The sequence below is a fragment of the Flagellimonas okinawensis genome (assembly GCF_029194005.1).
Classification (GTDB): Bacteria; Bacteroidota; Bacteroidia; order Flavobacteriales; family Flavobacteriaceae; genus Flagellimonas; species Flagellimonas okinawensis.
Genome location: NZ_JARFVA010000002.1, coordinates 742,203 through 756,704, shown reverse-complemented (window position 1 = coordinate 756,704; position 14,502 = coordinate 742,203). Strand labels below are relative to the sequence as shown.

Sequence of the window (14,502 nt, the reverse complement as noted above, 5' to 3'; positions counted from 1 at the left end):
GGCTGAGGATTTTTAGGATTTACTTTCGTCAAAAGTCTTTACCAACATACCTGCGTATGCACCGGTAATGGGCTTGGCCACTATTACTTCTCCGTCGGGAACATTTTTAAGCACTACGGTCTTATCCGTGAAGAATATGGGCGATACATCCATCAAATCCAATATGGAGTCCTTGACCACAAAAATCTGGTTGTTTTCCAACAATAGGGAACGATCTATTTCTATAGCATCATTTTCTTCCTTGGCTTCCAAGTTGGCTTCTAGATATTGCCCTTCTTTAAGATCTTCTCCCTGAACTTCGATGTAAACGGTGATGGTCTGCGAATTTTGGTCCACTCGTCCATTGACGCGTGTTACTTGCCCGGTATAGGTCTTGGTCTTCTCCAAATTGGAAAGCTCTACTTTCTTTCCTACCCTTAAAAAGTCGGCATATGTTTTACTTACGGAAACTTCCAACTCGTACAGACCGGTATTGATGAACTCGCCCAGTTTCTGCCCAGTCCGTATCAAAGTTCCTTCGGTGACCAAGGCTTCCGTTAAAATTCCGGTAAAAGGAGCTGTAATGGTATATTTGGACAATCGCTGCTCCAAATTTTTCACATTGTAATAGTTGGAAACTATTTCCCTTCCGGTAATAAAGAAGTTTTCTTTCTCACTTTCCATTTTGGGTAACTCTGGGGTCGTTTTTTCCAAATCGAACCCATTGAGGTAGGATTGCCATTTTGGATAGATTTCGGGATAATCCAGTCTAAGATCGGGCATTATGGAAGTAAGTAGATTGTATAGGTTACTCTTCGCAGATTGCACCGAGGCATAGTACTCATTGGCATCTATTTTAATTAGTGTTTGCCCTGCGGAATACTCTTGTCCTGTTCGGAAAAGTTTACTGCCAGGTCTAAAGACACCCTGTACTTCGGAATAGAGCTCTACGCGTTTTTTAGCTCGAAGATTACCATTGGCGGGAACCATTATCGGAACAGTGGTATTGGATACCGTATCCACAAAAACGGTCTTCACCACCTTTTGGGAAGGGGGTCTTCTGTTGTCCTTGCTATCTGCAATAAGCCCTGCAAAATACAAGGATGCAAAAATTATGACGCCACCGGCAACCGCCGATATAATAAGCTTTCGCATTTGTTAGTTGGTTTAATCACTGCAAATCTATTCCCTACATTTTTTGCAATGGTTAAATATTTCATAAAATCCAACAAAAACTTTGTTGTAAAAAAAATGGGGATACACGCCTGTACCCCCAAACCAAACAAACTAAAGTAATAACTAACTACTCGTTTTCGTTCTCGTCCTCGAATTTGGTATCTGCCATACGAGTGCGCTCAAATTGTATTTCCTTGAATCTTGGATTTAACGATTTATCGTCGGTATCAAAAACCAAAAATTGTTTCGTATCCATTTTGTGAAGTGCGTTCAAGGAGTTGAACTGGTTGTTTTGAAGTTGTAGGATTTCCAAACTTGCCAATTGCCCAAACTCCTCGGGAATATCTCCGCCCAACCTGTTATTGGACAAGACCAGCTCCTTTAATTGGGCCAAATTCCCTATTTCTGATGGAATTTGACCTTCCAACATATTTTCGAACAAACCCAGTGCCTTTAAATTGGAAAGGTTCCCAATGGACTTTGGAATCGCCCCTTTTAAGTTGTTGCTCGAAAGGTTGAGTTCCTTTAAATTTTTGAGTTCACCAAAGGTTTCCGGAATAGGTCCGGTCAAGAAATTGTTGAACATGGAGAAAATCTCCAATTTTTTAAAATTTCCTACTTCTTGAGGTATGTTGCCTTTAATTCTGTTCATTTCCAACCGGAATACTTTTAACTCTTCCAGTTGAACAATGTCTTTAGGCAGAACTCCGGTTATTTGGTTAAATGCCAAATTTAGATTGACCAAATGTTTAAGATCTCCGATACTCTCCGGAAGTGAACCGTTTAGGTTATTCATAAAAAGCGTTATCCCAACGACATGTCCATTTTTGACCTCCACACCTTTCCAAGTGTTTACCGGGGCATTCAAATCCCATGACGTATTCCAATCCTCACCTTTGGTACTATTGAAAAGATCTACCAAAGCAGATTTTTCTTTGAGGGATACCTGTCCACTAGCTAAAGTGACCCCAGTGGAGAACATCAGGTAAAAGAAAAATATAGCTACACGAATCATTTATTACTTATTTAACTGTAAGGAATTTACCTACAAAGTAATAAAAAGAAGAAACATCCTACAAAAATAATCGTTGAATACGCTCGATATTGTTGTGAATTAACAAAAAAGCGTTGTGTAAAATTTGCACTAATGCCTAATCGAGCGCCTCAAGGTCGTGGGAAAGGCTTTCCCAGTCTTCCATTAAAGATTCCAAATCCTTCTTTTTTCCTTCATATTTGTCGAAAAAGTCTGGTTTTGCAATGGTCGCATCGTAGTCCATCAATAAATCGTGGTCTATATCTGCAATTTCCTTTTCCAATTGGGAAATTCTTTTTTCGACCCCACTCAATTTGTTCTTTAAGGACTTCTGCTTCTTTTGGGTATGGTAATCGCTTTCCTTACTTTTCTCTTGGGGTTTTTCCTCTTTCTTTTGGTCACCCTTCTCAACACTACGGAAATCGTCCATTTTTCGTTGTTCCAGATAAAAATCTATATCTCCAAGATACTCTTTGATGCCTCCATCCTTGAATTCATAGACCCTATCCGTCAATCCTTGAAGAAAGTCCCTATCGTGAGAAACCAATATCAAGGTACCCTCAAAATTTTGTAGGGCCTGTTTAAGTACATTCTTGGATTTAATGTCCAAATGGTTGGTAGGCTCATCCATCACCAACACATTAAAGGGCTGTAAAAGCATCTTGGCCAAGGCCAGTCGGTTCCGTTCACCTCCCGATAGTACTTTTACATATTTGTCCACGTCATCGCCCCTAAACAAAAATGAACCCAAAATGTCTCTAACCTTGCTACGGTTGCTTTCGTTGGCGGCATCGATCATAGTGTCCAATATGGTCTTGTTCCCGTCCAAATATTCGGCCTGGTTTTGGGCAAAATAGCCCAGTTGTACATTATGCCCAATTTTTAGGTGACCCTTATAATCGAGTTCACCGACCATTATTTTGGCCAAGGTAGTTTTCCCTTGTCCGTTTTGGCCCACAAACGCGGTTTTGCTACCACGTTCCACCATTAGATCGATTGATTCCAACACTTTCTTGGGACCATAACTTTTTGAGACTTCTTGAAGTTCTGCCACCACCTTACCCGGGTTTACAGAAACAGGAAATCGGAGATTCATTACACTGTTGTCCTCTTCGTCCACCTCAATACGCTCCATTTTATCCAGCTTCTTGATCAATGACTGGGCCATGGATGCCTTACTGGACTTTGCCCTGAACTTTTCTATCAATCGCTCTGTTTGCTGAATCTGCTTTTCTTGGTTCTTTTGGGCACTGAGCTGTTGTTCCTTGATTTCCTTGCGATGGACCAGAAACTCCGAATAGGGTTTACTGTAATCGTATATCCTCCCCAATGAAATTTCGATGGTACGATTGGTAACATTATCCAGGAACATTTTATCGTGGGAAACGATGACGACCGCCCCAGTGAAGTTTCGAAGAAACTGTTCCAACCAAATAATGGATTCAATATCCAGGTGGTTGGTAGGCTCATCCAAAAGGAGCACATCGTTACTCTGCAACAAAAGTTTGGCCAACTCTATACGCATTCTCCATCCACCGGAAAACGTATCGGTAAGCTTATTGAAATCTTCCCGCTTAAAACCCAAACCCAATAATACCTTTTCCGTATCACCTTGATAATTGTAACCACCAAGGATTTCGTATCGGTGAGTAACATCGTTCAGGTCTACCATTAATTGATGGTATCCGTCACTTTCGTAATCCGTGCGTTCTGCCAGGGCTGTATTTATGCGGTCCAGTTGCTCTTCCAAGTCCTTTATTTCGGAAAATGCCTGATACGATTCTTCCAGTACGGTACGACCCTCTTCAAAATCTATATCCTGCTTTAAAAATCCGATTTTGATATTCTTTTCGGTAGCTATGGCGCCTTCATCCAAAGGCATTTCCTTGGCCAAGATCTTAAGCATGGTAGACTTACCTGCACCATTCTTTCCTATAAGACCAACCCTGTCCCCTCCATTTAGTCGAAATGATATTTCCTCGAACAGATATTCACCTCCAAAGGCTACAGAAAGATTATGAATGTTTAACATTATATGTGACCTGAATTACACAACAAATTTGGACGAATCCTTATTTTTGCATCAAATTAGGTGCAAATGTTAAAAAAAGGAACCAAAATGTACAGCATTTTAACAGGAAACTGTCCAAGATGCCAAGAGGAGAGCATGTACGAAAAGTCCAACCCATATGCGTTATCCAAAATTTTCAGTATGAACGAAAGGTGCTCGCATTGTGGTTTGAAATACAAAATTGAACCTTCCTTTTTTTATGGTGCCATGTACGTTAGTTACGCTGTGGGCATTGCTTTTGCGGTTGCCGCTTTTGTAATTTCATTTTTGTTTTTGGGTACCTCTTTGCCTACGACCTTTATTGCCATTGTAGGAACATTGGTTGTGTTTATGCCGGTAATTATTAGGTTGTCCAGAAATATTTGGATCAACTTTTTTGTGAAATACGACCCTACTTCCGTTCAAAAGCATGAAGCCGTTAAAGGCTAATCACGAAAGTACTTTTTAGTAAACCTTTGGATATCCATTTCTGGGTCCAACTCCTTTTGATATTCGATATGATCGAACAATTGTGTTGAGGCATAAGGACCTATCATCACCCCTCTAGATCCAAATCCATTCAAAACATACAGGTTTTGATACTTGGGGTGCTTGCCCAAAAGCGGTCTGCGGTCCACAACGGTAGGTCGGATACCTGCAACGTGATCCACAACATTAAAATCACATCTTAATAATGTTTTTAGTTTTTCTAAAAGTTCATTCTTGGATTCCTCGGTAGGCTCGTTAGATTTATCTTTCCATTTGTAAGTAGCACCGACCAGATATTTGTCGTTTTCCATGGGAATCGTAAAAACGGAAGATTTAACGACGTTTTCTTCCTTATACTCAGGAGCATGGATTATAAGCAATTCCCCTTTGGTGCCATTTAAGGGCAAATATTCAAAATAAGGGTTTTGTTTGAGACCGTAACCACATGCAAATACAATGTGCTTCGCAGTGATATCCTTATAAGTTACGTATCCATCAGAAATGGAGAGTGCATCAAAATCGAATGATTCGGAAGCAAATTGTTCCTTGCCAATAAGGTAGGATCTATACGAATCCACCAACGCACCGGTATCAATTCTACCCGTATATTTCACCTCACCAAAACCATATGGAGCATCAATCGCGGCGTTGTTGTTCTGGATTATCCGGGCAGACAAAAAATAATCCAAATCGGGTCGGTCAGCGGCTTCGAACCATGAATTTTGCTCCTCAATGGATGCAAATTTTCGCAAAACGGGAAGTTCATAATCCAGTTTTACGCTTAATTTCTCCTCTAAACTTTGATAAAATGGCTTAGCTGTTTCCAACTGGTTTCTTGCGTTCCACGCCATTGTAAACCGCTTTAGGATAACAGGATTGTACAAACCACCCGCCACTTGTGACGCCTGTTGCGAACCATCGGAAATCACCTTGAAAGTTTTTCCATTTTTTTCTAGGACTTCACTAAAAGTGATTCCCGCCAAACCTAATCCAACTACTATATAATCCAACATAATACAAAATTAGACATCTGGCCGAGTTTAGGACTACCTGGTGTATGGATAAATACAAAAAAAAACGCCGCACTAAGTGCGGCGTTTTACTTTATTGAATTGGAAATATTCTATGAACTCTTAATAAGCCCACATATCCTGCTCCCTGTCTCGGATACCCTCTTTTATTCTTTGGGCCTCCAATAATTGGAACAATGCATTATCGAAAATATAATCGCTTATCTCACGATCTTCGTGTACGTTCTCCTCTTTATAGATAACACCATTGAATCGACGTGCGTTCAATAACATATCAAAAGAAATTGGTCTTGCGGAGTTGCGTTGGTTGTACACCTTGGCATCGTGTAAAATTTTACGTGCCGCAGGGTACCAAATCCAGAACAATTCAACTTTGTTCTCTCCCGGATCAATGGACTCATCATCGATGAAGTTCACATCAGGAGCAACAGGTGCAATCCCCAATAAACGATACTTAAGTTCTCCTTGACGCTTGTCGAAATACCAGATTCCTTTTATACGGTACTCCTCAATATCAGCTGCAGTCAGATCCCTTTTGTTGATAAACTCTGGGGAAACCTGCTCTCCAGCATTCAATTGTTCGTACCCTAAATCTGTGGTATCGACTTTGCTCAAGGTTGCAGAAAGGTCTTCCAACTTCCTTTTTTCGGTAAAGTAGGAATCTGTATAAACCTCGGTAAGGTTTCCATTTTTGATGTTTTTCATCAAAACATGGTACAGCGACCTTCTGTCCTTTCCAATACCAATGGTATCGGTCGGGTAATATAATGGAAAGTTAACTCTCTCATCAAGATCAACGATTTCCCAGACGGTCTTGGACCATAGGATGTCCCTATCATCCACATAACCGTACTCTAGCGGTTCATCGGCATCCGACTCAATTTGAGCTTGGGTTTTCTTACCGATATCTTCGGGCAACTTGGCATTTAAAATATTTGCCTGAGCCATCATAGATACTGGCAGTATGCCCAGCAATCCAATTAATAATGCGTTTTTCCAATTCATGATCACTTGTATACTTTTTATACTTCTTAGTTTGTAAGCTCAACCACTACAGGAGATACTTTTTTCAACTTGTAGCTCTTGTTGTTGGTGATGTAAGCTTGGATATCGAATATCTGTACGGACTCTCCTCTACCTGCTCTTTTAAGTGCAGATTTGGCCCTTGCATCCAATTTGTTGCCTTTAACCACTACTGTAGGTTGACCTGGCACTTTAAATTTGAACTCGCTAACAGCAAGGTTCAAGTCAAAATCAAAGTCTTCCAACATAGCGCTAACCGTAGAAATCTCTAGGTTGTTTCTTGGCATTTTAATGCTACCGGACTCTCCACGCACAGTACCGCTTGGTCTTGGAATATCCTTGATACGGAACTCAGACTTGGTAGAGATACCTTTACCATCTGGCAATGTACCAGAAGCTGTAATGGTCACAGATCTTCCTGTACCTGGGTTCATAACGTACTGGCTTCCGCTTCTTCTGCTCAAACCAGGAGCATTTGCAGTTACCTTATTATCAGGAATACCAGGAATGGAAATCGTCATTGGGTTGGAAACACCTCGGTAAACCACGTTCATTTTATCAGCAGAAATTACTGCTGCGTTAGGCATGGAGATTGTTGCAAAAGTATTGTTCACTTCTACTGGCACCTCTTCACCGTCCTGCATAAACGTCATGGTTCCTTTAATGGTGTGGTCACCTGGAGTACCGGCACTGATCAACATTTTGATACCACCAGCTTCCAATTCGTAATCCTTACCTTCTGTCAATGGTCTTCCGTCCAAAGTCAATTCAGCTTTTACAGGAGTGGAAGTCTTGTCAGTTTTACTAACAATTACTTTACCATCATATTTTTCACCTGCGTAATAAGCGGTTTTGGGAGCGGACAAAGAACTTGCAAAGTTGGTCAAGGACACAGCTTCTGTCAACTCACCTTCCAATAGGGTTTTCAATACCTCTTGCTCGGTAGTTTTGATGTCAGCTTGCAATTGGGTCATCTTGGTCAAAGAAGCCACCAATGGGAATCCTTCGTAGTGATAGTTGATCCAATCTTGACGTGTACCGTCTCTTTTCTCAACTTTACCATCTTCACCACCAGTTGCAAAACGAGTTTTAACTGCTGATTTCAAAGATTCGAATTTACCTTCTGGCAATGCATTGATCACACCTTCACGGTAATTTTCGATATATTCCATGAACTTTTTTCCTTCTGGGCCCAAATTGTCACCTTGAAAGAATTTTTGGTCCAAGTAATCGGATTTATCCATAACCACGTAGTCTTTTGGGTCTTCCAAGTCCGCAGTCATTTCTTTTTTCAAACCTTCCAAATAGCTGTAGTAGTCATCTGAAAGTTCCTTTACCTTCTGAGCATCTTCGTACAATTCACCGTACTCTTCTGCATTTTCGGAAGCTTTGGTCTCCAAGCTAGCGAAAAAACTAGCGTTGTTGGAGTCCATGTTCGTGTTGGAAGTTTCCAACTTTTCGTTCATAAGTCCGAATGCCGCAAGTACTTCCTTGCTCATATTAAGTGCCAACATCGCGATGAAGATCAAGTACATGAGGTTGATCATCTTCTGACGTGGTGTTTGTTTTCCTCCTGCCATGTTTTTCTAATTAGATTTAATAATTAATTTGATTTGGTTTTGTTTTCTGTTGATTAAAAACCTCTAATTAGTTTTTTCCACCCATGGCTGTAAGCATACCACCGTATACTCCGTTCAAAGAAGATAGGTTAGTTGCCAAAGACTCCATTTGGTCTTTCAATGCACCTGCATTCTGTACTACTTCCTCATTGATGGAAGCTTGTCTGCTAGCACTTTCCAATTGTACTTTGTACAAGCTGTTCAAAGATTCCATTTGAGCTGCTGCGTGAGACAATTCCTCAGAGTACTTTTTAGTGTGCTGAATAGCATCTGTTGTAGGAGTGATATTTTTGGCAGCACCTTCAAAACTCTTGATACTCTCACCTAAGTTGGCAAAAAGATCTGAATCGATTTTGGCTTCTTTAAGAAGACTATCCAATTTCTTGGAAAGAAGACCTTCCGCTTCTTGAGCATCCTTAGCCTCTTGTTTTCTGGAAGCATTTGCCTCACCTCCTGCCAATTCCGGGTATACCAAAGACCAATCGAATTCATCATCCACTGGTTCAAATGCGGAGATTGCAAAGATCAATGCTTCAGTAATAAGTCCAACTGCAAGAAGAAGTCCACCGGTAAGTGGTCCAAACTCCCAGTGAAGGATCTTGAACAATGCACCAATAATTACTACCGATGCTCCAAGCCCGTAGGCCATGTTAAACAGCTTTTTTGTTGATTTTGACTGTGCCATAATTCTAGTTTTAATTAAGTTATATAAATAAGTATTTGGTTACTACTCTTCTGTTATTTATATAATGTTCTCTCGTTTTTTTATTAAAGTCCGCTTCTACCGTTGGTTGAATCTTCTTCTCCCATATAATCTTGTACGGTTCTGAATCCGATATAGCTTCTTGCGGAATCCTGATATTCATAATCCCTTGTACTTACTTGAAGGAAGTAAGCCACATCTTTCCAAGAACCTCCACGGATCACTTTTCTTTTGTTATCCTGCGAACCAATGTTCGGGTTCATAGTAGACAAGTATTCGTATGCTCCTGGGTCAAAGCTGGAATTCGTCCATTCTGCCACGTTACCGGCCATGTTGTATAGGTTATAGTCGTTCGGCTCAAAAGATTTTGCCTCCACGGTATACAATGCCGCATCCGCTGCATAATCCCCTCTCTGAGGTTTAAAGTTGGCCATAAAGCAACCTGTATCGCTGATTACGTAAGGACCACCCCAAGGATAGCTACCACCTTCGATTCCACCGCGGGCTGCGTATTCCCATTCGGCTTCGGTAGGTAACCTAAACTGGTTCACGAATTGTTTTCCACGACTTTTTTGATCGTCGTTTTTAAACTTTGTCCTCCAGTTGCAAAAAGCTTTGGCCTGCATCCAGTTTACACCAACAACAGGGTAATCACTATAGGCATCGTGCCAAAAGTAATCGTTGTGCATCGGCTCATTGTAGCTATATTCGAAATCTCTGATCCATACGGTTGTATCGGGATAAATCTCCAACTCCTCTTGCTTAATGAACTCTTTTCTGTTACCGGTCCTTGCCCTTGCAGCAGCTTCGATATCCATCCAGCTGTATTTGTACTTGAGCTTGGTCACATCAATGCTTCTTAAGCCATTATAGCTTTCTTCCTCTGGAAGGTAAATGGAATCCATTACTTCGGCATAGTATTCATCTGGGTACTCAGACGTATCCCAAACCAAATCCACATCCTTATTCAACGCTCTTCCTTCGTATCCGGTGTCTCCAAGACCCGCATAGTTATCGAGCATATACTTATCGTATACGGAAAGTTCGGTAGTATCGGTATCTTTAAAAGCATACTCCCCAATACCTTCATCTTCCGGGCTAATGCCCAATTCATCGGCCAAAATGGCCAATCTTGTTCTTACTATGGAATCTTTGACCCACTCCACAAACTGTCGATACTCACTATTGGTGATTTCCGTGTCGTCCATATAAAAGGAACGTACGGTAACCGTTCTTGTGGGAGCGTTCAATACTTTTGCTTGATCCTCCTCGGCTTTACCCATAACAAAGGCGCCGCGGGGAATCAATTCCATTCCATAGGGTTTTTCTGGATGCCATTTTTTTCCACTGACCCCAACTAGTTCACCTTTTGACCTCGATTTAGAGCCACAACTGGTAAGCAAAAAAACAAGTGCTAGAGATGACAAGAATAGCTTTCTCATACTTTAGGTTAAATTGTTCGATTCAAGATTTAAATAACTGTGCTACACAGGTTCATTATTCTCAAAACTGATTTTTGAATGAAATATTGTGTAAAAACAATTAATGATCAAAAATTAATTTATTTAGTTCAGGCCTTTTCTATAGGCCTTGAACCACCTTTCAGGAATGTTCTGGTTGCAAGCATCCAAATAGTCCTCTTCGGTGCATGGTAATAACGCCACCGAATTTGTTTTAGTATGTTCAGCTAAAATTGTTGGCACTTCTACCCACCATCTTTCTGTTACATGGCTTTTGAAGAAGACCAATTCCTCTGTATCCGTGGGCACGGTAAACTTTGTGAAGTCTTCGCTCTTTGAGCTAGGGTACTCTTTTATTCTAAAGCTCAACCCTTCTATAAAATACCAAATGATCTGTGCTATCATCTGGAATGCCTGATAGGAATTCTCCCCTTCGTAGATACCAAAAAGGGAAACCTTATCACTAATACCGGCATATCGGGCTATGGCGCATATTTCCCTTCCGGTAAAACCATTGGGCGAGAAATTTCTGGAACCGCCCATTTCGGTGGCCCTTATGGCCCGTAGGTCCAAGCTTACGATATCGCTACTGCGCAATACCGGTTCGGCCAATTCTATATTGGCCACTATCTCTCCCAACCGATAGGCATCAAAGAACAACCGCTCCATAAGATCTTTCTCTTCTTGGGCATTGAAGTAACTCTGGTAACCTATATTGGAAAAATTGAAGAGGTTATTCGGCTTGTCCGTGATTATCTTGCTCATATAAGAATGAGATGATATCAGTTCATCGTCCTCACCAAAGTCGAAACGACTATCGATGGAGACTAGATTCACCATATTCTTAATCTTATCAAAAGCACGGTAAGTTGGAAAGGTAATATCCTGGGTAAGCCCCAATACTATGGGAATAATGTTTTCCTCGAGCAATCCGGCCACGATTTCCTTTACCACAAAATAAGTATCCTCGACCGTATCGCCTTCCTCCACATCGCCAATATCAATGATGGTGGAGTTCCAATTGCCCATCATTAAACGGTAAAGCTGTATGCGGACCTCGTCTAGATCAAGTTTTTCTGGTTTCTTCTCAAAAGCATTTCTGGATTCCAGTACGCCAAATATGGCAACATCGGCATGGGCAAATACCGGGAGCCCATCTTTCTCCGTATGCATATGGATATTCTTTCCCAATGCTTGTTCTGGCAACAATTCGGAATGTGCCAATACCTTGTCCTTGACCGGAACCAGAAAATCGAAGGCCATACTATTTCTTAGCTTTTGCTTTTGTCTTGGCTTTTTTCTTTGGTGCTTTCTTTTCCAATAGGGCCTGTGCTTCTTCCAAAGTAATTTTTGTGGCATCCACATCCTTGGAAAGCTCTACCTTGACCCTACCTTTTATTATATTGTGTCTTCCCCAACGGGCTTTTTCTATCCTGATTTTTTCTTCGGGCCATTCTTGAACCAGCTTTTCGGCTTCTTTCTTCTTTTTGGCCTCGATCAACTCAGCGATATCCCCTTCGGAAAGATCATCAAAATCATATTTCTTGTTCACATTAATGAACATGCCGTCCCATTTGATAAACGGTCCGAACCTGCCTTTACCTTTGGTCACTTCCTTGCCTTCATATGTAGCAATGGGTGCATCGGCTTTTTGCTTTGCTTTGATCAATTCTATGGCGCGGTCCATATCCACATCAAAAGCACTTTCGCCCTTGTCCAAGGAAATGAATTTTTTCCCAAATCGAACATAAGGTCCATAACGCCCAACATTGGCCTCAACTTCTTCACCTTCGTATACACCCAATTTTCTTGGAAGTTCAAAAAGCGTCATGGCCTCTTCAAAAGTGATGGTGCCAATGGATTGGTCTGGCAACAGACTGGCGAATTCTGGTTTTTCCTCATCGTCCACCGTTCCAATTTGTACCATGGGTCCAAAACGGCCCAATCTTACGGATACTTGCCTGCCAGATTTAGGATCGGTACCCAGTACACGTTCCCCGCTCGCACGTTCGGCATTCTCTTCTACTTCCAACACATTAGGATGAAAATCGTTATAGAAATTTTTCATCATTTCTTGCCAATCCTCATCACCGGAAGCAATTTCATCAAAATCTTCTTCTACTTGCGCAGTAAAATTATAATCGAGAATTTGCGTAAAGTGCGTCACCAAAAAGTCGTTTACGATCATTCCAATATCCGTTGGAACGATCTTTCCTTTTTCCGACCCTACGGTTTCGGTAAGCTGGCTATCGGATACGTTTCCGTTTTCGAGTACCAATTGGGCATATTTGCGTTCGGTCCCCTCAACGGTACCTTTTTCGACATAGCCCCTATTTTGTATAGTAGAAATGGTCGGTGCATATGTAGAAGGTCTACCAATACCCAACTCTTCCAGTTTTTTCACCAACGAAGCTTCCGTAAATCGGTAAGGAGGTCTGGTAAATCTTTCGGTGGCCGAAATATATACGTTTTGTAACGGCTCCCCGATACTCATAGCCGGCAACATACCCTCTTGCTCCTCGCCGTCTTCATCATCGGTTCCCTCCAAGTATACCTTAAGGAAACCATCGAACTTCACTACTTCCCCATTTGCAGAGAATTCCTCGTTGTGGGTGCTCGCCTTGATTTTTACATTGGTACGTTCCAATTGGGCATCGCTCATCTGCGAAGCAAGGGTACGTTTCCAAATCAGTTCGTATAATTTTGCTTGGTCGCGCTCTAATTGGGGCGACTGTAATTTCATATCGGTTGGACGAATGGCCTCGTGAGCTTCTTGTGCTCCTTTGGATTTGCCCGTAAAGTTTCTGGTTTGACTGTACTCCTTACCATAATTTTCCAATATGGCATCTTTTGCTGCTGCAATCGCTTCGTTGGACAGATTCACACTATCCGTTCTCATGTAGGTAATAAGACCTGCTTCGTACAAACGCTGTGCTACCTGCATGGTTCTACTTACTGAAAAATAAAGCTTTCTGGATGCTTCCTGTTGTAATGTAGAAGTTGTAAATGGTGCTGCAGGTGATTTCTTGGCCGGCTTTTTTGCCAGATCTGAAACCGAAAAATCGGCTCCTATATTTTCTTTCAAAAAATTCTCCGCAGATTCCTTCGTCGGGAATGTTTTATTCAGTTTGGCATCAAACGTATTGCCGTCATCTGTTTTAAATTCCGCTTTGATCCTAAAAGATGCTTCAGGAGTAAACCCTTCAATTTCCCTTTCACGTTCCACGATCAAGCGTACCGCAACGGATTGTACCCTTCCTGCAGAAAGTCCCGGTTTTATTTTCTTCCAAAGTACCGGAGAGAGCTCATAACCCACCAAACGGTCCAATACCCTACGGGCCTGTTGTGCGTTTACCAAGTTGTAATTGATATCCCTTGGATTTTCTATCGCCTTTTGGATAGCGGATTTGGTAATGGAGTTGAATACAATTCTTTTGGTCTTGCTTTTGTCCAATCCCAATTCTTCTGCCAAGTGCCAAGATATAGCCTCTCCTTCGCGGTCCTCATCACTCGCAAGCCATATGGTTTCCGCTTTTTTGGCCAAGTCCTTGAGTTTTTTGACCAAGGCCTTTTTCTCCTTGTCCACCGTATATTTTGGCTTAAAATCGTTTTCAACATCTACACCAAGTTCCTTTGAAGGAAGGTCGGCGATATGTCCAAAACTGGACTCTACTTGAAATTCTTTTCCTAGAAATCGTTCAATGGTCTTCGCCTTTGCGGGGGACTCTACAATAACTAAATTCTTTGGCATGCACTGGGTTTTGTCTCAACAAAAGTATATTAAAATTTAAACTTCAGCATTTACATACTTTGATTTAGCCATAAAATCCCAAAAATCCATCTCACAAATTTGGAAACTCATATTAATATTTAACGGTTGATGACCATGGATGAAATAATTGTTATTTTTAGAGGGACTAACTCAATAACCCAACTAAA

At 41.4% G+C, this 14,502-nt stretch carries 11 protein-coding genes; 1 reads left to right on the top strand and 10 read right to left on the bottom strand.

The window, feature by feature from the left end; genetic code table 11:
• Positions 1 to 12 precede the first annotated feature (12 nt).
• The 3 genes from PY091_RS09175 to PY091_RS09165 all read right to left on the bottom strand — a co-directional run bounded on the left by PY091_RS09175 (position 13) and on the right by PY091_RS09165 (position 4,220).
• Positions 13 to 1,134: an efflux RND transporter periplasmic adaptor subunit gene (locus PY091_RS09175; protein WP_275649405.1), complete on the bottom strand. Its 1,122-nt coding sequence runs from the start codon at positions 1,132 to 1,134 to the stop codon at positions 13 to 15.
• Positions 1,135 to 1,282: 148 nt separating this feature from the next.
• On the bottom strand, positions 1,283 to 2,170 hold the full coding sequence (locus tag PY091_RS09170) for a leucine-rich repeat domain-containing protein (RefSeq protein WP_275649404.1): 888 nt from the start codon (positions 2,168 to 2,170) through the stop codon (positions 1,283 to 1,285).
• A gap of 136 nt (positions 2,171 to 2,306) precedes the next feature.
• Positions 2,307 to 4,220: an ABC-F family ATP-binding cassette domain-containing protein gene (locus PY091_RS09165; RefSeq protein ID WP_275649403.1), complete on the bottom strand. Its 1,914-nt coding sequence runs from the start codon at positions 4,218 to 4,220 to the stop codon at positions 2,307 to 2,309.
• Positions 4,221 to 4,286: 66 nt separating this feature from the next.
• Here PY091_RS09165 and PY091_RS09160 point away from each other — a divergent pair, with 66 nt between their 5' ends.
• A complete protein-coding gene (locus PY091_RS09160) occupies positions 4,287 to 4,688 on the top strand; it encodes a DUF983 domain-containing protein (protein ID WP_275649402.1) in 402 nt (133 codons plus the stop codon).
• Here the strand turns inward: PY091_RS09160 and PY091_RS09155 are convergent.
• From PY091_RS09155 to topA, 7 genes are all read right to left on the bottom strand, one after another.
• Positions 4,685 to 5,740: an NAD(P)/FAD-dependent oxidoreductase gene (locus PY091_RS09155; protein WP_275649401.1), complete on the bottom strand. Its 1,056-nt coding sequence runs from the start codon at positions 5,738 to 5,740 to the stop codon at positions 4,685 to 4,687. The genes PY091_RS09160 and PY091_RS09155 overlap by 4 nt on opposite strands.
• Positions 5,741 to 5,860: 120 nt before the next feature.
• The gene (gene porN / locus PY091_RS09150) at positions 5,861 to 6,763 is read right to left on the bottom strand and encodes a type IX secretion system ring subunit PorN/GldN (RefSeq protein ID WP_275649400.1); all 903 of its coding nucleotides are present in this window, start codon (positions 6,761 to 6,763) and stop codon (positions 5,861 to 5,863) included.
• A 26-nt stretch (positions 6,764 to 6,789) separates the two neighbouring features.
• The gene (porM, locus tag PY091_RS09145) at positions 6,790 to 8,361 is read right to left on the bottom strand and encodes a type IX secretion system motor protein PorM/GldM (protein ID WP_275649399.1); all 1,572 of its coding nucleotides are present in this window, start codon (positions 8,359 to 8,361) and stop codon (positions 6,790 to 6,792) included.
• A 67-nt stretch (positions 8,362 to 8,428) separates the two neighbouring features.
• Positions 8,429 to 9,085 carry a type IX secretion system motor protein PorL/GldL gene (porL, locus tag PY091_RS09140; RefSeq protein ID WP_275649398.1) on the bottom strand — a complete coding sequence of 219 codons (657 nt, stop codon included), beginning with the start codon at positions 9,083 to 9,085 and terminating at the stop codon, positions 8,429 to 8,431.
• An 83-nt stretch (positions 9,086 to 9,168) separates the two neighbouring features.
• Positions 9,169 to 10,545, bottom strand: coding sequence for a T9SS ring complex lipoprotein PorK/GldK (porK, locus tag PY091_RS09135; protein WP_275649397.1), 1,377 nt, complete (start codon positions 10,543 to 10,545; stop codon positions 9,169 to 9,171).
• A gap of 123 nt (positions 10,546 to 10,668) precedes the next feature.
• The gene (locus PY091_RS09130; RefSeq protein ID WP_275649396.1) at positions 10,669 to 11,826 is read right to left on the bottom strand and encodes a formimidoylglutamase; all 1,158 of its coding nucleotides are present in this window, start codon (positions 11,824 to 11,826) and stop codon (positions 10,669 to 10,671) included.
• Between the two features lies 1 nt (position 11,827).
• A complete protein-coding gene (gene topA, locus PY091_RS09125) occupies positions 11,828 to 14,314 on the bottom strand; it encodes a type I DNA topoisomerase (RefSeq protein ID WP_275649395.1) in 2,487 nt (828 codons plus the stop codon).
• Positions 14,315 to 14,502 lie beyond the last annotated feature (188 nt).

Bases quoted from the DNA above. Each gene is read 5' to 3' on its own strand.
- PY091_RS09175 (WP_275649405.1), bottom strand. From the start codon at position 1,134: ATGCGAAAGCTTATTATATCGGCGGTTGCCGGTGGCGTCATAATTTTT.
- PY091_RS09170 (WP_275649404.1), bottom strand. From the start codon at position 2,170: ATGATTCGTGTAGCTATATTTTTCTTTTACCTGATGTTCTCCACTGGG.
- PY091_RS09165 (WP_275649403.1), bottom strand. From the start codon at position 4,220: ATGTTAAACATTCATAATCTTTCTGTAGCCTTTGGAGGTGAATATCTG.
- PY091_RS09160 (WP_275649402.1), top strand. From the start codon at position 4,287: ATGTTAAAAAAAGGAACCAAAATGTACAGCATTTTAACAGGAAACTGT.
- PY091_RS09155 (WP_275649401.1), bottom strand. From the start codon at position 5,740: ATGTTGGATTATATAGTAGTTGGATTAGGTTTGGCGGGAATCACTTTT.
- porN (WP_275649400.1), bottom strand. From the start codon at position 6,763: ATGAATTGGAAAAACGCATTATTAATTGGATTGCTGGGCATACTGCCA.
- porM (WP_275649399.1), bottom strand. From the start codon at position 8,361: ATGGCAGGAGGAAAACAAACACCACGTCAGAAGATGATCAACCTCATG.
- porL (WP_275649398.1), bottom strand. From the start codon at position 9,085: ATGGCACAGTCAAAATCAACAAAAAAGCTGTTTAACATGGCCTACGGG.
- porK (WP_275649397.1), bottom strand. From the start codon at position 10,545: ATGAGAAAGCTATTCTTGTCATCTCTAGCACTTGTTTTTTTGCTTACC.
- PY091_RS09130 (WP_275649396.1), bottom strand. From the start codon at position 11,826: ATGGCCTTCGATTTTCTGGTTCCGGTCAAGGACAAGGTATTGGCACAT.
- topA (WP_275649395.1), bottom strand. From the start codon at position 14,314: ATGCCAAAGAATTTAGTTATTGTAGAGTCCCCCGCAAAGGCGAAGACC.